This window comes from Vibrio sp. CDRSL-10 TSBA (assembly GCA_039696685.1).
Lineage (GTDB): Bacteria > Pseudomonadota > Gammaproteobacteria > Enterobacterales > Vibrionaceae > Vibrio.
Genome location: CP155566.1, coordinates 539,715 through 563,468, shown reverse-complemented (window position 1 = coordinate 563,468; position 23,754 = coordinate 539,715). Strand labels below are relative to the sequence as shown.

Sequence of the window (23,754 nt, the reverse complement as noted above, 5' to 3'; positions counted from 1 at the left end):
TGACTACTTCGCCGCTGAAGTACGGTGTTGGTGTACAGCAGCGGAAATCGCAGCCACAACCTGAGGGCTGACAGCAGCAGAGGCGGGTTGCATTTTTTTCGCTGGGGACTTGGATACGATCGGCTGAGGTACTTCTTGTGGTACCCATTTAGACATTAACCGAACGAGATAAACCAAAATGGTGAGGAATAGAAATACGACCGTCATCCCGGTAACCATCAGGGTGGCCGCATCAACTAGCAGGCTTCCAATATTTGTCATTTTGCTTCCTTTCAGTGTCATCCTGACAACATATACCGCACGCGTATAAAGACGCAGCGATATGTGAACAAGGATTATCAATTTTGGTGAAAAATTGTCAATTTGGTTCACACCACTCTTTAAGGCTTGCCACAAAATCAGCGTAAGATTCGTCACACAAATCACAAAATGTCATGTAATCTGCGATTTACTTGCTCAGTTATGTGCCGAATATGATGAGGTTAGTAAACAATCGGAATGAAAATTGAGATGCAGTTAATAAAGTGGCAACTAACTTTGTAAAAACAAAGAGTTGTAAATAAAGAATAGACAAAATGCTAATGGAATGTAAACAAAAAAGCCCTGCACGAATGCAGGGCTTTAGAAAGGTGGCGCGCTCGAGAGGATTCGAACCTCTGACCGCCTGGTTCGTAGCCAGGTACTCTATCCAGCTGAGCTACGAGCGCGCAGTTTTCGCTATCAATGGCAAACAAAGCCAAGATAAACAGGGCAGTACCCTTCACATTGCTTCTTTAACATAAGCTCGGTTTAAAAAGCCGTTCAGGATAAAACCTGAGTAACTTCTCAAACTGAAAAGTGGCGCGTCCGAGAGGATTCGAACCTCTGACCGCCTGGTTCGTAGCCAGGTACTCTATCCAGCTGAGCTACGGACGCGCAGGCTTGACTGTAGCAGCGAGAAACCCCGCTTCTGCAATCGACTTTTGATAAATCAAAAGCTTAAAAATAGTGGCGCGCTCGAGAGGATTCGAACCTCTGACCGCCTGGTTCGTAGCCAGGTACTCTATCCAGCTGAGCTACGAGCGCGCAATTTTTGTTATCAATGGCGGATAAACCGAAGATAAACAGGGCAATACCCTTCCCAATACTTCTGTAACCAGAAGTTCGGTTCAAAAAGCCATTCAGGATAAAACCTGAGTAACTTCTCAAACTGAAAAGTGGCGCGTCCGAGAGGATTCGAACCTCTGACCGCCTGGTTCGTAGCCAGGTACTCTATCCAGCTGAGCTACGGACGCGCAGGCTTGACTGTAGCAGGAGAAGACTCGCTTCTGCAATCGACTCCTGATAAATCAGAAGCTTAAAAATAGTGGCGCGCTCGAGAGGATTCGAACCTCTGACCGCCTGGTTCGTAGCCAGGTACTCTATCCAGCTGAGCTACGAGCGCGCAGTGTGTGAATTGCATCACGTTTTGAGGTGTGAACTATATCACGTTTTTATTCTTTTGGAATAAAAAATTGACCAAAGGTCAAGAAATGGCGGTGAGGGAGGGATTCGAACCCTCGATGCGGCTACAAACCGCATACTCCCTTAGCAGGGGAGCGCCTTCGGCCTCTCGGCCACCTCACCACTTTTCTTCTCAAAGAACTTATGTTCCAAGAGAACCTTGCATATTCCCGAAGGAATATGGCGCGTCCGAGAGGATTCGAACCTCTGACCGCCTGGTTCGTAGCCAGGTACTCTATCCAGCTGAGCTACGGACGCGCATTTCACTTAACATGCTAAAATTAAGCGTCGCAAGAATGGCGGTGAGGGAGGGATTCGAACCCTCGATGCGGCTACAAACCGCATACTCCCTTAGCAGGGGAGCGCCTTCGGCCTCTCGGCCACCTCACCGTCTTGCGGGGGCTCATATTACGTTTTACCAAAAATATGTCAAACACTTTCTTGGCAAAAATAATAAAAAACTGCTTAAGCGTTGGCTATTTAACCAAAGCGCCGAGAATTTGAACTTTAGCCATTCAAATCCCCCTATTCCGATAAAAAACAGGACAAAAAAGGCCGGCAAAATTGCCGGCCTTTCTCTGATAATCAGTAGTTGCCTGATGCAACGTTACCATTACCCTTTTCCGCTTGAATGCGCATGTAGATTTCTTCACGGTGTACCGATACTTCTTTTGGAGCATTCACACCGATACGTACCTGGTTACCTTTAACGCCCAGCACAGTCACTGTCACTTCGTCACCGATCATGAGGGTTTCGCCAACACGGCGAGTCAAAATTAGCATTATTTGCTCCTTGAGTGATCTCTGTATTCTCTTGCAACGCTTTTATTATCCACTAAAAGTTATATTTACGTAAACTCTCTAATGCAGACTAATCATCCCGAAAAGGCATGTTTAGCTTCAACTGCGACGAAAAGCTGCGAATCAATATAAGCTTCATGTAAAATATTTGCTGCTTTATCAACATTTTGCGGCGAAAGCATTAACATTAATGATTGTGAAGTGGTTGAAACGTGATCAACCTCAATATTATTTGCCGCCAACAATGCACAACACTGTTCCTTCAGTTCTGGTGCTTGCAAACCAACCTTGGTCAGTAAGCTTACCTGCTCACTATTACGGATTTTATTGCTGAACACCAGATCCAACTTAGCACAAGCGTCATGTTTTATCACAACACCCGCCCATTCTGCCTTTTCGATCACATTCCACACTTCAATTCCCAGCATCTGACATTGTGCTGTCAACGCGGCAAGTGAGTCATGGTCAACGCTGACCAACGCCAAATCACGCTGCAGCGCCAGGCCGCAGATTGGCTGAGTACCGGTTTCGCCTTTAATCAGGCTGCCGGCATTCACATCAAAGGTCGACAGAAACGCGCAGCGGGACCTGGTTTTTCCATGCGAAACGAACGCATGGCAGGTGCAGGACCTTAGCTCCTTTACGAGCCATCTCTTCCATTGAAGGAAAATCAATCACATCCAGCTTTTTCGCGCCAGGAACCACACGCGGATCGCAGGTATATACCCCGTCAACATCAGTAAAGATCTGACACTCATCCGCCTTTAAGGCTCCCGCCAACGTCACCGCACTGGTATCAGAACCGCCGCGGCCTAACGTGGTGATATCCCCATTCTCATTAACACCCTGGAATCCGGCTACGATAACGATTTGATCCTGCTCCAGCAGGTCCGTTATCGCCTGAGTATCAATGGCTTTAATCGTCGCATCATTATGCTGATTATCGGTGACGATATTTGCCTGACCGCCCGTTAACGAGCGCGCCGCATAACCCAGTTTATTCAGGGTCATCGCTACCAATGCCATAGATACCTGCTCACCGGCAGAGAGCAAAACATCAAGTTCTCTTGCGGTCGGAACACTGTCCACCTGATGGGCCAGGCCCAGCAGACGGTTGGTTTCACCCGACATAGCAGAAACAACTACCACAACTTGATTACCATCATCTTTCGCTTTGATGATGTGCTTGGCGACTAAGTGCATGTTTTCAATTGAACCAACTGAAGTGCCACCAAACTTTTGCACGATAATGGGCTTTTTCACCAGTATTCACCTTCCCAGGACCGAAGTCTCATTAAGACCAAACCCGTCAACAATCAGTTGAATATCAGTTTGGTCACAATAAAAAAACAAAACCAAGCGGCTAATCAGCCCGCTGTTGCTAAAGCCAATTAAACCACTTGGTTGACCAGATAAAGTTACACTCAATCAACAAAACGCTGATTGAGTGTCTTTAATTTTCAATGAATAACGATTTGATCGTTACAGACGCTCGGAAATCCAGGCATCTACTGACGCAAGCGCTGCCGGCAATGCTGCTGCATCGCTGCCACCCGCCTGAGCCATATCAGGACGACCACCGCCTTTACCACCGACTTGCTGGGCCACCATGTTGACCAGCTCACCGGCTTTCACTTTAGCCGTCAGATCTTTTGTCACACCGGCAATCAGGCCCACTTTATCGTCAGCCACGTTACCCAGCATGATGATGCCGCTGCCCATCTGGTTTTTCAGTTCATCAACCATACCGCGCAGCGCTTTGTTATCCGCGCCATCCAACTGAGCAACCAGTACCTTCACGCCGGCAATCTCTTTGACATTGCTGGTCAGGTTGGCACTTTCTTTCGCTGCCAGTTTGTCTTTCAGCTGATTGATCTCTTTTTCCAGAGTCTTGGCTTTTGACGCCATCTCGTTCATTTTCTGCTGGTACTGAGCCTGTTGCTCGTCCAGGTAATCCAGCGCCGCTTCACCAGTCACTGCTTCGATACGACGCACACCGGCTGCAATCCCGCTTTCCGAGATGATCTTGAACAGACCGATATCACCGGTGCTATTGGCGTGGATACCACCACACAGTTCAGTAGAGAAATCACCCATCGACAGTACGCGTACCATCTCTTCGTATTTCTCACCAAACAGTGCCATCGCACCTTTCGCTTTTGCCGATTCCACATCCATGATGTTGGTTTCGATCGGGTGGTTACGACGCACCTGTTCGTTCACCATACGCTCAACTTCTTTCAGCTCTTCAGCGCTGACCGCTTCCAGATGAGAGAAGTCAAAACGCAGCGCTTCAGCACGCACCAGCGAGCCTTTCTGCATCACGTGCTCGCCCAGGATACGGCGCAGAGCTTCGTGCATCAGGTGAGTCGCTGAGTGGTTAAGTGAAATCGCTTTACGACGCTTCGCATCCACATCCGTGGTCACGCTGTCGCCTTCAGCAAATACGCCTTCCGCCAACACACCGTAATGGGCAATCGCGTTACCCAGCTTCTGGGTATCTTCGACCTGGAAAACACCAGATTCAGTTTTGATCGTACCGGTATCACCGCACTGACCACCTGATTCGGCGTAGAAACGGCGTCTCATCCAGAATGATGATCGCCTGATCGCCTGCCGACAGTGAAGAAACTTCATTGCCTTCGACAAACAGCTTGCTGATGCGGCTTTGACCGGCTGTCGCGCCGTAACCACAGAATTCAGTTTTGCCGTCCACTTTGATCATTGAGTTGTAGTCAGCACCAAAGTTACCCGCTTCGCGCGCACGCTGACGTTGCTCTTCCATCGCCGCTTCAAAGCCCGCTTCATCAATGATGAAACCACGCTCACGTGCCACGTCGTTGGTCAGGTCAGCCGGGAAACCGTAAGTATCGTACAGTTTGAAGACAGTCTCTCCGTCCAGCTCGTTACCTTGCAGGTTGTCCAGGGCTTCATTCAGCAGTGACATACCGCGATCCAGAGTGCGGCCGAAGTTTTCTTCTTCGATGCGCAGGACTTTTTCCACGATAGCCTGTTGGTTCTTCAGAATATCACCGGCTGTGCCCATGATGTCCGCCAGAGGGCCAACCAGTTTGTGGAAGAAAGAACCCTGTGCACCCAGCTTGTTACCATGACGTACTGCACGACGAATGATACGACGCAGTACATAGCCACGGCCTTCGTTCGACGGCATCACGCCATCCACAATCAGGAACGCACAAGAACGGATGTGGTCTGCCACAACGCGCAGTGACTGGTTAGACAGGTCGTCGTAACCAATCACTTCTGCAGTTGCTTTAATCAGCGTCTGGAATACATCGATTTCGTAGTTAGAGTGTACGCCCTGCATAATGGCAGAGATACGCTCGATACCCATACCGGTATCTACCGATGGTTTTGGCAGCGGTTCCATAGTGCCGTCAGCGTGACGGTTGAACTGCATGAAAACGTTGTTCCAGATTTCGATGAAACGGTCACCGTCTTCTTCTGGTGTGCCCGGACGGCCGCCCCAGATGTGATCACCGTGATCGTAGAAAATTTCGGTACACGGACCACAAGGGCCGGTGTCACCCATCTGCCAGAAGTTGTCAGACTCGTACGCTTTGCCGCCAGGCTTATCGCCGATGCGCACAATACGATCCGCCGGAACACCCACTTGTTTGTTCCAGATATCAAACGCTTCATCATCGGTTTGGTAAACCGTAACCAGCAGGCGGTCTTTTGGCAGTTTCAGTACATCAGTCAGAAACTCCCATGCAAACTTAATCGCATCTTCTTTGAAGTAGTCACCAAAGCTGAAGTTACCTAACATTTCGAAGAATGTGTGGTGACGTGCGGTGAAGCCCACGTTTTCCAGATCGTTGTGCTTACCGCCGGCACGCACACAGCGTTGCGCGGTAGCCGCTCGGGTGTATCCACGCTTCTCCAAGCCAAGGAAACAATCTTTAAACTGGTTCATACCTGCGTTAGTGAACAGCAGGGTCGGGTCATTATCAGGCACCAGAGATGAACTCTCGACAATTTGGTGGCCTTTACTTTCAAAGAATGAGAGGAACGCGCGGCGAACCTCATCCGTGCTCATGTACATGCAGCTCTTCCTGAAATACTCAAGTTAGAATTTTGCGCTATTGTAAAGCATGGATAAGACTTCGCCTAGTTTTCTTCAAGAAAAGAAGAAAATGAATTGAATTTTAACCCAATGTCAGAAGGTTAAATTTGTCCGTCGCAGCACAGCAACAGATAGTCCGCCCGGTGAGACGCTATCAGCGAGATTATTCGGTCTCGTCACTGAGAGCATACTGAATCTGATCGAAGCTGAAGCCGCAGTATTGCAGAAAACGCACTCGCTTGGCGTACTCTTTGGCATCACGCCCGCGCAGGTCGCTGAATTTTTTCTGCGCCGTCTGTCTGGCCAGTTCAAACCAGTCGGTGCCCTCTTCCGCCAGCGCCTGATCAATCAGGTCAGTGTTGACCCTTTTTTGCTGCAGCTCCTGACGAATGCGCCGCTCACCATGGCCTTTACTGATGTGCTGGCGTACCTGACTGTGAGCAAAGCGCAGATCATCGAGAAAGCGGTGCTCAAGACAAAATGCAATCGCTTGAGCGATCTCCTGCTCGGGGTAGCCCTTTTGTTGCAGTTTCTGCCCCAGTTCATGTTCACCGTGATCACGGCGCGACAACAGCGCCAGCGCACTCTCCTGACAACTGCGCGGGGAAGATTTACCAAACATAATCGCTCCTTAATCACATGAATTAAGCTTAGCGTGGCTGAGCACGCCACAATACAAAAAGCCCCGCACAGGCGAGGCTTTATTCGTCAATGGATGATCATCACATTCGATTGTAATGACAACCCGAGTGATTACAACTCTTCTTCTTGCTCTGGCACTGCGCCAAATTCTGGCTCATCGGCTGGAACCTGAGTCGGGTTCAGCAGCATTTCACGCAGTTTAGTATCCAGTTCTTTAGCGATATGGGTGTTCTCACGCAGGTACTTACACGCGTTTGCTTTACCCTGGCCAATTTTATCGCCATTGTAGCTATACCATGCACCGGCTTTTTCCACCAGCTTGTGTTTCACGCCCAGGTCAACCAGCTCACCTTCGCGGTTAAAGCCCTGACCGTACATGATCTGAGTGTTCGCTTCTTTAAATGGTGCCGCGATCTTGTTCTTAACCACTTTGATACGGGTTTCGTTACCGACCACTTCGTCGCCTTCTTTAATCGAACCGGTACGACGGATATCGAGACGGACTGACGCGTAGAACTTCAGCGCGTTACCACCTGTCGTGGTTTCCGGGTTACCGAACATCACACCAATTTTCATACGAATCTGGTTGATGAAGATACACATACAGTTCGACTGTTTCAGGTTACCGGTCAGCTTACGCATCGCCTGTGACAGCATACGTGCCTGCAGGCCCATGTGGCTGTCACCCATCTCACCTTCGATTTCCGCTTTCGGAGTCAGTGCCGCAACCGAGTCGACAACCATCACGTCAATCGCACCTGAACGAGCCAGCGCATCACAGATTTCCAGCGCCTGTTCACCGGTATCCGGCTGAGACACCAGCAATGCGTCGATATCTACGCCCAGCTTCTTGGCGTACACAGGATCCAGCGCGTGCTCAGCATCGATAAAGGCACAGGTTTTACCTTCACGCTGCGCAGCCGCAATCAGTTCCAGAGTCAGGGTGGTTTTACCTGAAGATTCAGGACCGTAAACTTCTACGATACGACCCATTGGCAGGCCACCGGCACCCAGAGCGATATCCAGAGAAAGTGAACCAGTAGAAATGGTTTCAACATCCATGGTGCGGTTATCACCCAGACGCATGATGGAACCTTTACCGAATTGCTTTTCAATTTGACCCAGGGCTGCGGCCAGAGCCTTCTGTTTGTTCTCGTCCATTACTCTCTCCAGACTGTCACTACTGCTCATGGTGAGGCTATCAATAGTGATACGTGAATGCGTAAAATTTGCTTCGACATAAGCTGTCATAATGTTGCTCATTATACTGTTGATTCATACAGTGTCCACCCCTGTATAGAAAAAACTTGCAGCAACCCGACAAACTTCAAACTAACTTACTGATAAATGGTTTGCCACCCCGGCCAGGGCATGATGCACCGCTAACTGACGCACTGTTTGCCGATCGCCGGCAAAAAACTGCGTCTCAACCTGCAGCCAGCCCTGCTTGTCTGCCCAGGCAAAACAGACCATGCCGACCGGTTTTTCTTCGCTGCCGCCACCGGGTCCGGCGATACCGCTGATCGACACCGCGATGGTGCCGTTGGAGTGAGCCAGTGCGCCCTGCGCCATCTCAATCACCACCGGCTCAGACGCCGCACCGTGTTCTGCCAGCGTTGCTGCACGCACGCCAATCATCTCCTGCTTAGCCTCGTTGCTGTAGGTGACAAAGGCGCGGTCAAACCAGGCCGAGCTGCCGGCAATATCCGTCACCGCGGCGGCCACACCACCACCGGTACAAGATTCTGCCGTCACCAGCACCTGCTGCCGTGCGAGCAATAACTCGCCCACCTGTTCACTTAATCGTTGCTGCAATTCCATGCCCAAAAACCTCTTGTTGTGTCTTTTCGCTCGATAGGGATTCACGTATCCTAAGCCGCTATGTCCACAAACAAAAGAAGTAACCCGTGACTGCCGAGCAAAAACATACGCCCATGATGCAGCAATATCTCAAACTCAAAGCGGAGAATCCGGATATTTTGCTGTTTTACCGGATGGGCGACTTTTATGAACTGTTCTATGACGATGCCAAACGTGCCTCGCACCTGCTGGATATTTCCCTGACCAAACGCGGCGCGTCGGCCGGTGAGCCGATCCCGATGGCCGGAGTGCCATTTCATGCCGTGGAAGGGTATCTGGCCAAACTGGTTCAGCTCGGCGAATCGGTGGCCATTTGTGAACAAATAGGCGACCCGGCCACCAGCAAAGGCCCGGTCGAACGTAAAGTGGTGCGTATCGTCACGCCGGGCACGGTGACCGACGAAGCCCTGCTCTCGGAGCGGGTTGATAACCTGATCGCGGCGATTTACTACCATAATGGCCGCTTTGGTTACGCCACGCTGGACATTACCTCAGGTCGCTTCCAGCTATGTGAGCCGGAGTCGGAAGAAGCTATGGCGGCTGAAACTGCAGCGCACCGCGCCGCGCGAGCTGCTGTTTCCGGAAGATTTCGAACCAGTACATTTGATGGCCAGCCGTCAGGGTAACCGCCGCCGCCCGGTGTGGGAGTTTGAACTCGACACCGCCAAGCAGCAGCTCAACCAGCAGTTCGGCACCCGTGACCTGGTCGGTTTCGGCGTCGAGCAGGCCAAGCTGGGCCTGTGCGCTGCCGGCTGTCTGATTCAGTACGTTAAAGACACGCAACGCACCGCCCTGCCGCATATCCGCTCACTGACTTTTGACCGTCAGGATCACTCAGTGATCCTCGATGCAGCGACCCGGCGTAACCTGGAACTGACCCAGAATCTGGCCGGCGGCAGCGACAACACTTTAGCCGAAGTGCTTGATCACTGTGCCACGCCGATGGGCAGCCGGATGCTGAAACGCTGGATCCACCAGCCGATGCGTAGCCTGGATACCCTCAATCAGCGTCTGGATGCGATTGGTGAAATCAAACAGCAGGGCCTGTTTGCCGATCTCTATCCGGTCCTGAAACAGATAGGTGATATCGAACGTATTCTGGCCCGTCTCGCTCTGCGCTCGGCCCGGCCGCGCGATCTGGCCCGCCTGCGCAACGCGCTGCAGCAACTGCCGGAACTGAGTGACGTATTGCAGCCGCTTGAAGGCGACTATCTTGGCAAACTGCGTGAGTTCGCCCAGCCTCTTGATGAACTGTGTGAGCTGCTTGAGCAGTCGATCAAGGACAACCCGCCGGTGGTGATCCGCGATGGCGGCGTGATTGCCGACGGCTACAGTGCCGAGCTGGACGAATGGCGCGATCTGGCCAACGGTGCAACCGAATACCTCGACAAACTGGAAGCAGAAGAGCGCGATCGCCACGGCATCGACACGCTCAAAGTCGGCTATAACAATGTGCATGGCTTTTATATTCAGGTCAGCCGCGGCCAGAGCCACCTGGTGCCGCCGCACTATGTGCGTCGCCAGACACTGAAAAATGCCGAACGCTACATTATTCCGGAACTGAAACAGCACGAAGACAAGGTACTCAATTCCAAATCCAAAGCACTGGCGCTGGAAAAACAGCTGTGGGAGCAACTGTTTGATCTGCTGCTGCCACAACTTGAGCAGATGCAAAACCTGGCTTCGGCGCTGTCCCAGCTGGATGTACTGCAAAACCTGGCCGAACGGGCGGAAAGCCTCGATTACTGCCGTCCGCAACTGAGCGAAGAGCCGGGTATCCATATCCAGGGCGGTCGCCACCCGGTGGTCGAGCAGGTGCTGGACGAACCTTTTATCGCCAACCCGATAGAGCTCAATCCGCAGCGTAAAATGCTGATCATTACCGGTCCGAACATGGGCGGTAAATCGACTTATATGCGCCAGACCGCTTTGATTGCCCTGCTGGCGCACATCGGTGCCTATGTCCCGGCCGAGTCGGCCCGTATCGGCTCGCTGGATCGCATTTTCACCCGTATCGGCGCGTCTGACGATCTGGCGTCCGGCCGCTCGACCTTCATGGTTGAGATGACCGAAACCGCCAATATTCTCCACAATGCCACCGCCCGCAGCCTGGTGCTGATGGACGAAATCGGCCGCGGCACCAGTACCTATGATGGTCTGTCTCTGGCCTGGGCCAGTGCGGAATGGCTGGCCAAACAGATTGGCGCTATGACGCTGTTTGCGACCCACTACTTTGAGCTGACCGAGCTGCCGAACACCCTGCCGCATCTGGCCAATGTTCATTTAGATGCGGTTGAGCACGGCGATGACATTGCCTTTATGCACGCGGTGCAGGAAGGTGCGGCCAGCAAGTCGTATGGTCTGGCCGTAGCCGGACTGGCGGGCGTACCGAAAGCGGTGATCAAAAACGCGCGCAGCAAACTGAGCCAGCTGGAGCAGCTTAGCCTGCAGCAACCGAGCAGCCGTCCAAGTCAGGTGGATATCACCAATCAGCTTAGTCTGATCCCGGAGCCAAGCGAAGTGGAACAGGCGCTGGCCGGTATCGACCCGGATGATCTGACCCCGCGTCAGGCACTGGAAGCGTTGTATCGCCTGAAGAAAATGCTCTGAGCCTTGCGAGCATGAGCGCTTATTTTCTGTAAGTTGAGTAACTGCGTAAGTTGAAAAAACCAGTAAGATCAAACATTCAGTAAGATCAAAAAAGGCACTCACTGAGTGCCTTTTTCATATTCAAACTGCGCAGTAATGAACAATATCAATAAACTGAACCTCTAACGATCACGGATTATTGTTCGTTTTCCACGTTAAACAGCGATTCCATATTCAGACCCTGTTTCATCAGGATTTCACGCAGACGACGCAGACCTTCGACCTGAATCTGACGTACCCGCTCGCGGGTCAGGTTGATTTCGCGACCGACTTCTTCCAGCGTAGAAGGTTCATAACCGAGCAGGCCAAACCGGCGCGCCAGCACTTCTTTCTGTTTCGGATTCAGTTCATCCAGCCAGGCAACCAGAGAGTCACGAATGTCATCGTCCTGAGTCGAGACTTCCGGATCCGAGTTGTTGATGTCCGGAATAATGTCGAGCAACGCTTTATCACCATCACCGCCAATCGGGGTATCGACTGAGCTGATACGCTCGTTGAGGCGCAGCATTTTGCTGACATCATCAACCGGCTTATCCAGCTCCAGTGCGATCTCTTCTGCAGTTGGCTCGTGATCGAGCTTTTGCGACAGTTCACGCGCAGTACGCAGGTAGATATTGAGCTCTTTGACGACGTGAATCGGCAGACGAATGGTCCGGGTCTGGTTCATCAACGCACGTTCAATGGTCTGGCGGATCCACCAGGTGGCGTAGGTCGAGAAGCGGAAGCCGCGTTCCGGATCAAATTTTTCCACCGCACGGATCAGACCCAGATTGCCTTCTTCAATCAGATCGAGCAGAGCCAGACCACGATTGCTGTAACGGCGTGAGATCTTGACCACCAGGCGAAGGTTACTTTCGATCATACGTTTGCGTGCCGCTTCATCGCCGCGCAGAGCACGACGGGCATACAAAACTTCTTCTTCGGCGGTTAAAAGTGGTGAGAAACCAATCTCACTCAGATACATCTGAGTGGCATCCAAACTCTTAGTCGATGCGTCAAATTCTTCACGAATCTCTTCAGATTGGTCTTTACTGTTAGTAGTGAGTTGCTCTTCTGCTTCCGCGGCATTCATTGCTTCGGCATCGAATTCAAACTCTTCGTCGATTTTAGTGGCTGTATTGCTGATACTCATAGCGCCTCCCCTGGCGAGCTAGCAAGACATTACTACTGCTTAATGTCACATGACTCTGAACAAGTATGTTTATGGTAAGTAGCGCTTTGGATTCACTGACTTACCTTGATATCGAATTTCAAAATGTAAGCGAACACTACTGGCTCCTGAACTGCCCATTGTGGCTATCTTCTGGCCAGCGTTTACATTTTGTCCTTCTTTAACCAGCAACCGATCGTTGTGGGCATAAGCACTCAGATAATGATCGTTGTGCTTGATAATGACCAGATTGCCATATCCGCGTAGTGCACTGCCCGAATAAACCACTGTTCCTGCTGCGGTGGACATAATGGACTGACCGCGCTGTCCTGCGATGTCGATCCCCTTATTACCTTGATCCCCAGCGGAAAAGTTCTGAATCACCCGACCTTTAGTCGGCCACATCCACTTCGCTACTTTAGTACTCGAACTCGCTGGCTTAGCGTTTGAACTCGCTGGCTTGGCGTTCGATTGAGCTAACTTAGCGCTCGAAGATGAAGATTCACTTACCTTTTTGTTAACAGTTTGTTTATTTACAGAACTAACATACTCCTTTGGTTTTGATTGTTCAACACCCTTGCCTGGGTATTTTTTAACCTGATCAGCGGTTACATTAGCAGTTTGTGATGTTGACGCAGTATTAGAGCTATTGCTCGTTTTGATCGGTTTAGGAGCAGAAACCGCTGCTTTAACCGGCGCTGATGCGGCTTTAGCCACAGCAACAGCTGGACCGGCTCCGGTGCCGCCATAAGCGGGAGGCGTGTAGGCAGGCTGCCAGAGCTTAAGTTTCTGACCCGGGTGAATGGTGTAAGGTTTCGGCAGATTATTGTAACGAATGATGTCATTGACGTTCTTGTCAGTGATATAGGCAATGTAGTACAAGGTGTCGCCGCGGCGGACCTCATAGTAGCTGCCACGATAACTGCCACGTTCGATAGAGGTGTAGTCTTTCTTCAGTCCCGATACCGGCGCAGGGGTATGCGCCACGCAGCCTATCATCAGACTGCACAGCCCTGCGACCAGTAAACTGCGGCACCAAAGCGGGCGCATCAGGCCAGGTCACCTGAAACTAAAGGCACAAAACGCACCATCTCCACCACATGGGTGTCGAAATGGTCACCATGGCGAACAATCAGCAGCAGTTGCTGATCTTCTTCACCGACCGGGATCACCAAGCGTCCGCCGTCAGCCAGTTGATCGAGCAGAGCTTGCGGAAACAACGGGAGCTGCGGCGGTCACAATAATGGCATCAAACGGCCCTTTCGCCGCCCAGCCCTGCCAGCCGTCACCGTGTTTGGTGGAAACATTATAAATGTCGAGCTGCTTGAGACGGCGCTTAGCTTCCCACTGCAGCGATTTTATCCGCTCCACTGAACAGACATGATCGACCAGCTGCGCCAGCACGGCGGTTTGGTAACCGGAACCTGTGCCGACTTCCAACACCTTACTGTCGCGCTGCAACCCGAGCATCTGGGTCATTTTCGCCACGATGTAAGGCTGGGAAATGGTCTGCCCCTGACCGATCGGCAGAGCATTATTATCATAGGCCTGATGCATCATCGCCTGCGACACGAACTTTTCCCGCGGCAAAGCGTGGATGGCGGCCAGTACTTTCTCATCACTAATACCGTGACCGGATAACAGTTGAATCAGTTTGTCCGCTTTCGGATTAGTCATCCGCACCTTCCTTTCCCTTGGTCATCAACCAGTCATTCATCGCCCCCAGCGACTCATGGGCGGTCAGATCCACCTGCAGCGGCGTAATCGACACGAAGCCATGTTCAACTGCATGGAAATCGGTGCCTTCACCGGCATCCTGCTCACGCCCCGGAGGCCCAAGCCAGTAGATATCGTGGCCGCGCGGGTCTTTCTGTTTAATCATATTCTCGGCATGGTGGCGGGCACCAAGGCGCGTGACCTTCTGACCTGTCAGTTTGGCAAACGGCACATCCGGAATGTTGACATTGATTAAACGGTTGGTCGGAATCGGAGAAGATAAATGTTGTTCAACCAGCTGACGGGCAATTTTTCCCGCAGTGGCAAAATGATGTTTTCCGACCAGAGAAAACGCGATCGCCTGCACGCCGAGGAAATGGCCTTCCATCGCCGCCGCAACCGTACCTGAATAGAGCACGTCATCACCCAGGTTAGCGCCGTGGTTGATACCACTCAGCACCAGGTCCGGCAAATCGTCTTTCATCAGCTCGTTTAACGCAAAATGCACGCAATCGGTCGGCGTGCCCTGCACTGAATAGGTATTAGGTTCAATCTTGGTGACGCGCAATGGCTGCTCTAAAGTCAGAGAGTTCGACGCTCCGCTGCGGTTGCGGTCCGGGGCGACAATCACGATTTCAGCCATATCTGCCAGCGCATAAGCCAAGGCACGAATGCCCTCCGCGTAGACGCCATCATCATTACTGAGCAGAATTTTTAATTTTTTATCACTCATCAGTCCGTTACGCCTGTTGATGTTCACTCATAGAAACGCTGTATTCACTCATAGACACGCTCGACGGCAATCTCTTCCACCAGTTCGCGTACAATCGAGGTCGCGAAGCTGCCGGCATCCAGCGCAAAACGCAGGGTAATTTCGTCACCGTTGACGTCCCAGCTCAGATCCTGTGGCATCATCGACACCGCGCGGCGATCGTGACGCATACGGTTACCGCCAATCAGCTTCATCAGGTCCGGTTCCGCATCCAGTTGCGGCTGCTCCAGTGCCAGCGCGTCATTACGGGTTGGCAGCGCGTTGTCACCCGCCAGCGCCGCAGAAATCGCCGCCTGACCTTGTTCCAGCAGTGCGTTCCATTCGCTGAGCTTATCGGCCTCAACTAATGACTGCTGCTTGCCTTGCAGGGCGATATCGCCGTCAATAAAGCGGTAAAAACAGCCGGCCTCAATGCGCGCAGACACAATATGGTTAAAGATCCACGAGCGGGCACTGGACAGATACAGGCTGCGCTGAGTCTGGTTGCGGGTACGCACATTCTCTCGTCCCCAGCGGCGCGCTTCATGCAGGTTGTTACCATCGCGGCCAAAGCGCTGATTACCAAAATAATTCGGAACGCCTTGCTGTGCAACTACTTGCAATCTTTGTAACACATCATCCATATCGCTGACTTCGCTTAAGGTCACCTCAAAACGGTTACCCTGCAGATCGCCCGGACGCAGCTTTTTATTGTGACGCTGCATCGCCAGCACCTCAATACTCGGATACTGGGCTTCAAACTGAGCCAGATTGGGGAACTTGCCCTGTGGCAGGTGAACACTCAGCCACTGCTCGGTCACCGCATGGCGGTCTTTCAGGCCGGCCCAGCTGACATCTTTCGACTTCACGCCGCACGCCTTGGCCAGTTCATTGGCAACAAAACTGGTGTTCTCACCGGTTTTGCGAATCCGGATCATGACCTGTTCGCCCTGACCACTGAACTCGTAACCCAGCTCCTCAAACACCTTAAAGTGTTCCGGCTTGGCTTTGATTTTTGCTTTCGCTGTTGGTTTACCACATAAATAAGCCAACGATGATAAAAGATCTGTCATTTTTTATTCCGATATGTGAGAGCAGTACGCCAATCACCTGATGTGATCAGGCTTTCACCAGCAGTACCACTGCCTCACAGGCAATACCTTCTTTACGCCCGGTAAAGCCAAGCCGCTCTGTGGTGGTGGCTTTAACATTGACGTTAGTTAATTCTGTTTCTAAATCGTGTGCTATCGCCGCACACATGGCATCGATATGCGGCGCCATTTTCGGAGCCTGAGCCATGATAGTGACATCGCAGTTACCCAGACGGTAACCCTGCTCTTTCACCCGGCGGTAGACATCTTTAAGCAGTTCGCGGCTGTCAGCCCCTTTCCACTTATCGTCGGTATCAGGGAAATGGCGGCCGATATCACCGGCAGCAATCGCGCCAAGCAGCGCATCACACAGCGCATGCAAAGCCACGTCACCATCGGAGTGAGCAATCAGACCTTGCTCGTAAGGCACCGCAACACCACCGATAATCACCGGTCCTTCACCACCAAATTTATGTACGTCAAAACCGTGGCCGATTCGAATCATGTTCAGTCCTTCTTCTTTTTATGGCTGCTTTTCATGGCGACTTTTTATCGCTAATTGTTTTTAGCTAATTTTTTTGAACTAATTGTTTTGAGCTCTTTGTTAAGACACAGGTTATCGCGACTCAGTTGATCCGCCGCATTGCTGATACGCGGCGCTGGCTAAAATGCTGTCCGGTGTCAACGCCTCCGCTTCAGCTGCTTGACTTAAATTTCTCTGCTCAAATAGAAGTCCGCCAGAGCGAGATCTTCCGGCTGAGTAATTTTAATGTTATCAGCGCGGCTGGCAACCAGACCGGGCTGTTGACCCAGCCATTCGAAAGCGGACGCTTCATCGGTAATCGCTATCTGGTGCTGTAAAGCCTGAGCCAGTGCATCACGCAATGGCCGGGTGCGGAACATCTGCGGCGTCAGCGCGTGCCATAAAGCAACGCGTTCCACCGTATGATCGATATTACCGCTGCCGTCACCACGCTTCATGGTATCACGTACCGGTGCCGCCAGAATGGCGCCGACCGCATGATTGCGGGCAACATCAATCAGGCGCGAGATATCCGCATGCTGCACACAGGGCCGCGCCGCGTCATGTACCATGACCCATTCATTGGATGGCTGCTGACAAAGATAGTTCAGCGCCGATAACACCGAATCGGCCCGTTCACTGCCGCCATCAACCCGCACCACGCGCGGATGAGCAGCCAATGAAAGTTCGCCAAAATAGGGATCGCCCGGGCTGACAGCCACCACCACCTGATCGATAGCCGGGTGGCTGAGCAGTTTTTCAACCGTATGCTCAAGCACAGTATGGCCGTGCAGAGTCAGGTATTGTTTCGGCCGGTCGGCCTGCATGCGACTGCCGACACCGGCGGCAGGAAACGATGGCAGTGATAAGGTCAGTCATGACCGGTTTTCCTCACCTATGATGCGGTAAAACGTTTCGCCATCCTTGACCATACCCAGCTCGTGGCGGGCACGCTCTTCTATTGCGTCCAGTCCCTGACGCAGGTCGTCAATTTCAGCAAACATCTCTTGGTTGCGCACATGCAGGTTGCTGTTCACCTGCTGCTGAACCTCGATTTCACCCGCGACCGAACGATAGTCCGCAATACCGTTTTTCCCCATCCACAAGTCATACTGCAGACAGGCAAACAGCAGAGTCAGTGCCACTGCAAATACACGCATTGCCTTCCTCTCGTTTCTTAATTAAACACATACTGGTTAATGGAAACGCTGCCGCCCGAAGGCAGCAGCGTGTGTATCCGGGGAATATCATTAACAACGAATCGTTGTTAATAAAAGTTCACCATTTATACCATAAGCCCGATAGTGAGGCGAGTCAGGAGCTGACCCGCCACAATGATGACTTATTGATTGAGTAAAAAGGCAAACAGCCCGATACCTAATAATAAACGGTAAATCACGAACGGTGTCATGCCCATGCGAGAAATCAACTTCAGAAAGAAGAAGATACACAAATAAGCACTGACAAAAGAGGTCACAATTCCGGTCAGCATAAAACAGGCATGGACAGGCGCACCACTGGTGACCAGCTGCATGCCAAGATAACTGGCTGCCAGCACAATGATCGGAATCGACATCAGAAATGAAAAACGTGCTGCTGCCTCGCGGGTAAAACCGAGATACAGCGCCGCTGTAATGGTGATACCAGAGCGGGAAGTGCCGGGGATAATCGCCAGCGCCTGAGCCAGGCCGATAAACAGCGCCTTTTTCCAACCAGCCTGATATTCATCATCCTTAGGCACTGAGTATTTATCGGCATACCACAGCAGCAGACCGAACACGATGGTCGTGATCGCTATCACCCATGCACTGCGCAGATACGTCTCGACTATATCTTTCATCAGCAGGCCAAACACGCAAGCGGGGATTGTCGCCAGCACGATCATCCAGGCCAAAGTGACCTCTTTGCCGCGCTGACCTTTGAAAATCGAACCGAAAAACGCCCGTAACAGGGTGATGACCTCACGGCGAAAATAGATCACCACCGCCGCTAACGTTCCGGCGTGCACTGCCACGTCGAACGCCAACCCCTGATCGGCCCAGCCAAAAATGGCCGAGGGCAGAATCAGGTGTGCGGAACTGGAAATCGGTAGAAATTCGGTTAAGCCCTGAATTAAAGCTAACATGAAAGCTTCAAAATAACTCATTGTTTACTCTTGTAATTAATTTAATGAGAACCAAAGCTCTACAGGTTTAAGTGCCTCCAGCCCTTTGGCTTGCTGCCACACCTGCGCGATCGTCTGCTGATCGCCGGGAATGGACAACGACGGACACAGCTCATACAGAGGCTGTATCACAAAGGGATATTGATAAATGTCCGGACGGGGAAGCTTGGGCGCCGCGGGCGACACTGTGTCGCCATACAGAATGATGTCGAGGTCAAGCGTCCTGTCCTGAAATTTCTGCGCCTGGCTGTCACGCCCCCAGCGCAGTTCAATATCACGCAGGGTTTGAGACAACTCAGATAAATTTAGTTCCGTCTGCAATTCAACCACCAGATTAAAAAAGGCGTGGCTGTCAAATCCGACCGATTCACACTCATAGATAGTGGAGAGGCGCAGCCCCTCCCCCAACCCGGCCAGCTCATGAATCGCGGCCTCTATGTGTTTGTGACGCTGCAGATTGGAACCCACGCCCACATAGATGGTGATCATGCCTGTCCTCGCTCAATGATCACACCCACGCCTTTGGCCTGGGCCACTGCGCCCGGCTTAGTGAGGCGAATACGGATCCAAGGCACTGAGAAACGGCTCATAATGATCTCTGCCACTTCTTCCGCCACGCGTTCCACCAACAGGAAACGGCCGTTTTCAATGTGATCGATCACCGCCTGACTGACCTGAGAATAGTCCAGGGCATCCGCCACATCATCACTCAGCCCGGCAGGCTTGTTGTCGTGTGCCATTTCCAGATCCAGAACCAGCTTCTGCTTGATCTCTTGTTCCCAGTCATACACACCGATGGTGGTGATCACTTCCAATTGCTCGATAAAAACTTTATCCATCTTTCTATTACATCCTTTTTACAGGTCGGATACCCTATTTGAGGAAAAAAACGTATTATTTTGCTGAATCGCGATATCATATACCTAAACCACCTCAAGATGCGAAATCCGGACAGAATTTTTACTTTGAGCTTGGTTAACAAGGACTTGTGAACCGATATTCCGGTAAATCTTCACTCTGAGGAAATTATGACGCCACTGGCACTCATTATGATCATTTCTGCTTACCTGCTGGGATCCGTCTCCAGTGCAGTTTTGATCTGCAAAATGACCGGACTGCCAGATCCGCGCGCCGTCGGATCGCATAATCCGGGCGCGACCAATGTGCTGCGTATCGGCAGCAAAAAGACCGCGGCGGCGGTGCTGCTGTGTGACATGCTCAAAGGCACCATTCCGGTCTGGAGTGCGTATTTTCTCGGCATTGATGCGCTGCTGCTGGGCGTAATCGCGATCGCAGCCTGCCTTGGCCACATGTATCCGCTGTTTTTTCATTTTAAAGGTGGTAAAGGGGTCGCCACAGCTTTAGGTGCGATCGCACCGATCGGACTCGATCTGACCGCAATGATTATGGCCACCTGGCTGGTGATCGCCGTGATCTTCCGCTACTCCTCGCTGGCCGCGTTGGTCACCGTTCTGCTGGCACCGTTTTATACCTGGATGGTCAAACCGCATTACACCCTGCCGGTGGCGATGCTGTGCTGCCTTATCGTGCTGCGTCACCATCAGAATATTAAACGCCTGATCAGCGGCACCGAGCCCAAGGTCGGCGAGAAACGTCGCCATCTCGATTAACGCCGAGCCCAGCACTTCACGGCCGTGAACTTCACAGCTCTTTTCTTCATAGCTATTCTCTTCACAACAAATAACAGACACAAAAAAAGGCCGTGACGGCCTTTTTGATTACGTCAGTTGGACAGCTCAGATTCACCTGGCTATCTGTTCAGAGACTCAATGCTAATTTAAACAACGCGCCAAGAAGCGTTGCAGCATCTCGGTGACAAACTGCGGCTGTTCGAGGTTACTGATGTGGCCGGCCTGCGGGATCACCACCAGTTCACTGCCGCTAATGCTGTCCTGCATCAGATAAGATTCCAGCACCGGACGCGGGCTGTCTTCGGCGCCGACCGCAATCAGTACCGGCAAGGCAAACTTCTCCACCTCTTCCATCAGGTCGCGACGGCCAAACACCATCCGCCCGATACGCGCCACTTCCACCGCCTGCTCGCCGCTCAGAGCAGCAAGCTGCTGTTTAAAGTTGTGCACCAGCTGCGGCGCAACCTGCTCAGCCTGCTTGGCAAAAAACATCGGTGCCACGGTCTCGACAATCGGTGCCGGTACCGCTTGCAGCGCGGTAATGGTATCCAGCATGTGGAAATATTTGGCGTGAGTGACTTCCGGCTCCAGGCCGACAAAAGTATCCATCATCACCAGCGCTTTAACGCGTTGCGGTGCCAGCGCGGTCAGCTCTGCGCCCCACATGCCGCCCACCGACAGACCGACGATAGTAAAGCTCTCAATGCCGAGATGATCCATCAGTGCCAGAATATGCTGAGCATAATCACTCAGGCTGCGCATCGACGCCGGAGCGGGTTGTGACTGGCCGTGTGCCCATAAATCAGGCACGATACAACGGTATTGCGCGCTCAGGGCTTCGACCTGCGGCGCCCACATCGCGCTGTCCCACAAATAGCTGTGGCCAAACACAATCACCTCACCCTCACCTTGATCGAGGTAATGCATCTGCTGACCGTCATGAGTAAACATCGTCATGGCTGTTGTTTCCTTTATATTGCAGCGCTCATCGCGTGCGTATTACTGTCGTTGTCATGAAACCTGCTTGGGGTTTGTGACCAAACGTGAGATATAAAAACGGCCGCCGCAGCGACCGTAACAATTGTGCTTACTGAGCAATCGGCGTCAGCTGATCAATCGGCCAGCGCGGACGCGCATCCAGACTCAGATCCGTGGTATCACCGTTTTTGAGACGCTGCATCCCGGCATAAGCGATCATCGCACCGTTGTCGGTACAGAATTCCGTGCGCGGGTAGTACACCTCACCACCGATTTTGTGTGCCAGTTTACCGAGCGATTCACGCAGCTGCTTATTGGCACTCACGCCGCCGGCAATCACGATGCGTTTCATCCCGGTCTGTTCCAGAGCACGTTTACACTTAATCACCAGCGTGTCACACACCGCTTCCTGGAACGCATAGGCGATATCGGCGCGGGTCTGCTCATCATCACCATTGCTGGCAATGGTATTGGCGGTGAAGGTTTTCAGACCGGAGAAGCTCATATCCAGCCCCGGACGATCGGTCATCGGACGCGGGAACTTAAAGCGACCCGGCGTACCCTTCTCTGCCAGACGCGCCAGCAGCGGACCACCCGGATAATCGAGCCCCATCAGCTTAGCGGTTTTATCAAACGCTTCACCGGCGGCATCATCAATCGACTCACCGAGGATCTGATATTCACCAATGCCTTTCACTTCCACCATCATTGAGTGGCCGCCGGACACCAGCACCGCCACAAACGGGAACGGTGGCGGGTTATCTTCCAGCATCGGCGCCAGCAGGTGGCCTTCCATGTGATGCACAGGCACCGCCGGCACATTCCAGGCGTACGCCAGGCTGCGGCCGATAGTGGCCCCCACCAGCAGCGCGCCAACCAGGCCAGGACCGGCGGTGTAAGCCACACCGTCAATATCGGCCGGGGTCAGATTGGCATCAGCCATCGCCGCTTTAATCAGAGGAATGGTTTTTTTAACATGGTCGCGTGAGGCCAGTTCCGGCACCACACCGCCATAGTCTGCATGAAGTTTGACCTGACTATAGAGTTTGTGCGACAGCAATCCTTGCTCGTCGTCGTAAATTGCTATACCCGTCTCGTCACAAGAAGTTTCAATACCAATAATGCGCATAGTTTTCTCAGCACGCTTTCATCTATAATTAGAAATTGGCGCCATGTTACCTCGGCTTGGCTTTACAAACAAATTTTGTACAGACTGTAGTCGACAAAATGCTTTACAAAGCCCTGTCGATCGGATTAAAATTCGGCACCATTTTTGATCAAGCTGGTAGATAGACTAAGCAAATTATTGTTTCGGTCACTGAACGCCAGCGTTAACGAATTAACCCCTGAGGTGAAAGGCATATGCCAGTAGTTAAAGTACGTGAAAACGAACCGTTCGACGTAGCACTGCGTCGTTTCAAGCGCTCTTGCGAAAAAGCAGGTATCCTTTCTGAAGTGCGTCGTCGTGAGCACTACGAAAAACCAACTACAGTTCGCAAACGCGCTAAAGCAGCAGCTCAAAAGCGTCACGCTAAGAAGCTTGCTCGCGAAAACGCTCGTCGCGTTCGCCTGTACTAATAACTGATTCCTTACTTAGGAATTTGTTATGGCTCTGATTGACACGCTCAAAGAAGAGCAAAAATTAGCGATGAAAGCCAAGGACAAAACGCGCCTTGGCACTATCCGTTTAGCTTTGTCAGCCATTAAGCAACGTGAAGTTGACGAACAGATTACTCTGTCCGACGACGACATTCTTGCTGTGCTGACGAAAATGGTTAAACAGCGTCGCGACTCTGTTGCGCAGTTTGAAGCAGCCGGTCGTCAAGACCTCGCTGATGCGGAAAAAGCCGAAATTACTGTACTTGAGGATTTTATGCCTCAACCACTGACCGAAGACGAAGTGTCTGCCCTGATTGACAGCGCAATCACCGAATCCGAAGCCGCGGGCATGCAAGACATGGGTAAAGTAATGGCTGTGCTGAAGCCGCAAATTCAAGGGCGCGCAGATATGGGTAAAGTAAGCGGTTTAGTTCGCGCTAAGCTGGCTTAATACCACGCCCAATTGCAGCAAGCCGTGCTATTCTTCGGAACGCACGGCTTGTTTGTATCTATACTCCAGGCCTTTGCAGACCCGAACCTCAGCTTTAACCGCGAGGCTCGCCGCCCATCCGGCCGGATGTAATTTTTTCGTTTAGCTCTTTGTTTTAG

Annotated in this window: 20 protein-coding genes, 8 tRNA genes and 4 pseudogenes; 4 read left to right on the top strand and 28 right to left on the bottom strand. The window is 52.0% G+C overall.

Translation table 11 applies throughout. The annotated features are described in order from the left end of the window. Positions 1 to 3 precede the first annotated feature (3 nt). From ABDK09_10110 to pncC, 15 genes and pseudogenes are all read right to left on the bottom strand, one after another. Positions 4 to 261: an oxaloacetate decarboxylase subunit gamma gene (locus ABDK09_10110; GenBank protein ID XAW90716.1), complete on the bottom strand. Its 258-nt coding sequence runs from the start codon at positions 259 to 261 to the stop codon at positions 4 to 6. Positions 262 to 630: 369 nt separating this feature from the next. Beyond that, positions 631 to 707, bottom strand: a tRNA-Arg gene (locus ABDK09_10105). 131 nt (positions 708 to 838) lie between these two features. Beyond that, positions 839 to 915: transfer RNA gene (locus ABDK09_10100), tRNA-Arg, on the bottom strand. Between the two features lie 73 nt (positions 916 to 988). Next, positions 989 to 1,065 (bottom strand) — tRNA-Arg (locus ABDK09_10095). 132 nt (positions 1,066 to 1,197) lie between these two features. Further along, a tRNA-Arg gene (locus ABDK09_10090) sits at positions 1,198 to 1,274 on the bottom strand. Between the two features lie 72 nt (positions 1,275 to 1,346). Continuing rightward, positions 1,347 to 1,423: transfer RNA gene (locus tag ABDK09_10085), tRNA-Arg, on the bottom strand. A gap of 89 nt (positions 1,424 to 1,512) precedes the next feature. Next, a tRNA-Ser gene (locus ABDK09_10080) sits at positions 1,513 to 1,605 on the bottom strand. A gap of 58 nt (positions 1,606 to 1,663) precedes the next feature. After that, positions 1,664 to 1,740 (bottom strand) — tRNA-Arg (locus ABDK09_10075). A 39-nt stretch (positions 1,741 to 1,779) separates the two neighbouring features. Continuing rightward, positions 1,780 to 1,872 (bottom strand) — tRNA-Ser (locus tag ABDK09_10070). 195 nt (positions 1,873 to 2,067) lie between these two features. Then, the gene (gene csrA / locus ABDK09_10065) at positions 2,068 to 2,265 is read right to left on the bottom strand and encodes a carbon storage regulator CsrA (protein ID XAW89914.1); all 198 of its coding nucleotides are present in this window, start codon (positions 2,263 to 2,265) and stop codon (positions 2,068 to 2,070) included. Between the two features lie 92 nt (positions 2,266 to 2,357). Continuing rightward, a pseudogene (locus ABDK09_10060) lies at positions 2,358 to 3,546 on the bottom strand (aspartate kinase). 219 nt (positions 3,547 to 3,765) lie between these two features. Continuing rightward, positions 3,766 to 6,349: pseudogene (gene alaS / locus ABDK09_10055) on the bottom strand (alanine--tRNA ligase). 184 nt (positions 6,350 to 6,533) lie between these two features. Next, on the bottom strand, positions 6,534 to 6,992 hold the full coding sequence (gene recX / locus ABDK09_10050) for a recombination regulator RecX (protein XAW89913.1): 459 nt from the start codon (positions 6,990 to 6,992) through the stop codon (positions 6,534 to 6,536). A gap of 131 nt (positions 6,993 to 7,123) precedes the next feature. Continuing rightward, positions 7,124 to 8,173 (bottom strand): recombinase RecA, encoded by a 1,050-nt coding sequence (gene recA, locus ABDK09_10045; protein ID XAW89912.1) that lies wholly within the window; start codon positions 8,171 to 8,173, stop codon positions 7,124 to 7,126. Between the two features lie 171 nt (positions 8,174 to 8,344). Further along, entirely contained in the window at positions 8,345 to 8,833 is a 489-nt protein-coding gene (gene pncC, locus ABDK09_10040; GenBank protein ID XAW89911.1) for a nicotinamide-nucleotide amidase, read from the bottom strand. A gap of 113 nt (positions 8,834 to 8,946) precedes the next feature. Between pncC and mutS the strand changes: the two are divergent. Then, positions 8,947 to 11,482, top strand: a pseudogene (gene mutS, locus ABDK09_10035) (DNA mismatch repair protein MutS). 175 nt (positions 11,483 to 11,657) lie between these two features. Here mutS and rpoS read toward each other — a convergent pair. The 11 genes and pseudogenes from rpoS to folB all read right to left on the bottom strand — a co-directional run bounded on the left by rpoS (position 11,658) and on the right by folB (position 19,755). Continuing rightward, a complete protein-coding gene (gene rpoS, locus ABDK09_10030) occupies positions 11,658 to 12,653 on the bottom strand; it encodes an RNA polymerase sigma factor RpoS (GenBank protein XAW89910.1) in 996 nt (331 codons plus the stop codon). A 69-nt stretch (positions 12,654 to 12,722) separates the two neighbouring features. Then, positions 12,723 to 13,721, bottom strand: coding sequence for a murein hydrolase activator NlpD (gene nlpD / locus ABDK09_10025; GenBank protein ID XAW89909.1), 999 nt, complete (start codon positions 13,719 to 13,721; stop codon positions 12,723 to 12,725). Next, positions 13,721 to 14,348, bottom strand: a pseudogene (locus tag ABDK09_10020) (protein-L-isoaspartate(D-aspartate) O-methyltransferase). The gene nlpD and the pseudogene ABDK09_10020 overlap by 1 nt, the downstream one beginning before the upstream one ends. Next, the gene (surE, locus tag ABDK09_10015; protein ID XAW89908.1) at positions 14,341 to 15,120 is read right to left on the bottom strand and encodes a 5'/3'-nucleotidase SurE; all 780 of its coding nucleotides are present in this window, start codon (positions 15,118 to 15,120) and stop codon (positions 14,341 to 14,343) included. The pseudogene ABDK09_10020 and the gene surE overlap by 8 nt, the downstream one beginning before the upstream one ends. A 44-nt stretch (positions 15,121 to 15,164) precedes the next feature. After that, positions 15,165 to 16,211 carry a tRNA pseudouridine(13) synthase TruD gene (gene truD, locus ABDK09_10010; protein XAW89907.1) on the bottom strand — a complete coding sequence of 349 codons (1,047 nt, stop codon included), beginning with the start codon at positions 16,209 to 16,211 and terminating at the stop codon, positions 15,165 to 15,167. A 46-nt stretch (positions 16,212 to 16,257) separates the two neighbouring features. After that, complete coding sequence (ispF, locus tag ABDK09_10005; GenBank protein ID XAW89906.1) at positions 16,258 to 16,734, bottom strand: 2-C-methyl-D-erythritol 2,4-cyclodiphosphate synthase; 477 nt, start codon at positions 16,732 to 16,734, stop codon at positions 16,258 to 16,260. Between the two features lie 203 nt (positions 16,735 to 16,937). Continuing rightward, positions 16,938 to 17,627, bottom strand: a complete 690-nt coding sequence (ispD, locus tag ABDK09_10000; protein ID XAW90715.1) for a 2-C-methyl-D-erythritol 4-phosphate cytidylyltransferase — start codon at positions 17,625 to 17,627, stop codon at positions 16,938 to 16,940. Continuing rightward, positions 17,628 to 17,912 (bottom strand): cell division protein FtsB, encoded by a 285-nt coding sequence (gene ftsB / locus ABDK09_09995; GenBank protein ID XAW89905.1) that lies wholly within the window; start codon positions 17,910 to 17,912, stop codon positions 17,628 to 17,630. A 182-nt stretch (positions 17,913 to 18,094) separates the two neighbouring features. Then, positions 18,095 to 18,898, bottom strand: coding sequence for an undecaprenyl-diphosphate phosphatase (locus tag ABDK09_09990; GenBank protein XAW89904.1), 804 nt, complete (start codon positions 18,896 to 18,898; stop codon positions 18,095 to 18,097). A gap of 15 nt (positions 18,899 to 18,913) precedes the next feature. Next, positions 18,914 to 19,405: a 2-amino-4-hydroxy-6-hydroxymethyldihydropteridine diphosphokinase gene (folK, locus tag ABDK09_09985; protein ID XAW89903.1), complete on the bottom strand. Its 492-nt coding sequence runs from the start codon at positions 19,403 to 19,405 to the stop codon at positions 18,914 to 18,916. Then, positions 19,402 to 19,755, bottom strand: coding sequence for a bifunctional dihydroneopterin aldolase/7,8-dihydroneopterin epimerase (gene folB, locus ABDK09_09980; GenBank protein XAW89902.1), 354 nt, complete (start codon positions 19,753 to 19,755; stop codon positions 19,402 to 19,404). The genes folK and folB overlap by 4 nt, the downstream gene beginning before the upstream one ends. Positions 19,756 to 19,944: 189 nt before the next feature. On the opposite strand from folB, the gene plsY reads away from it, so the two are divergent. Then, on the top strand, positions 19,945 to 20,547 hold the full coding sequence (plsY, locus tag ABDK09_09975; protein XAW89901.1) for a glycerol-3-phosphate 1-O-acyltransferase PlsY: 603 nt from the start codon (positions 19,945 to 19,947) through the stop codon (positions 20,545 to 20,547). A gap of 162 nt (positions 20,548 to 20,709) precedes the next feature. Here plsY and ABDK09_09970 read toward each other — a convergent pair whose 3' ends face one another. Both ABDK09_09970 and tsaD read right to left on the bottom strand, forming a co-directional pair. Then, positions 20,710 to 21,525, bottom strand: a complete 816-nt coding sequence (locus ABDK09_09970; GenBank protein ID XAW89900.1) for an alpha/beta fold hydrolase — start codon at positions 21,523 to 21,525, stop codon at positions 20,710 to 20,712. 130 nt (positions 21,526 to 21,655) lie between these two features. After that, the gene (gene tsaD, locus ABDK09_09965) at positions 21,656 to 22,675 is read right to left on the bottom strand and encodes a tRNA (adenosine(37)-N6)-threonylcarbamoyltransferase complex transferase subunit TsaD (protein ID XAW89899.1); all 1,020 of its coding nucleotides are present in this window, start codon (positions 22,673 to 22,675) and stop codon (positions 21,656 to 21,658) included. A 233-nt stretch (positions 22,676 to 22,908) separates the two neighbouring features. Between tsaD and rpsU the strand changes: the two genes are divergently transcribed. Then, complete coding sequence (gene rpsU, locus ABDK09_09960) at positions 22,909 to 23,124, top strand: 30S ribosomal protein S21 (protein XAW89898.1); 216 nt, start codon at positions 22,909 to 22,911, stop codon at positions 23,122 to 23,124. Between the two features lie 28 nt (positions 23,125 to 23,152). Next, a complete protein-coding gene (locus ABDK09_09955; GenBank protein ID XAW89897.1) occupies positions 23,153 to 23,596 on the top strand; it encodes a GatB/YqeY domain-containing protein in 444 nt (147 codons plus the stop codon). Positions 23,597 to 23,754 lie beyond the last annotated feature (158 nt).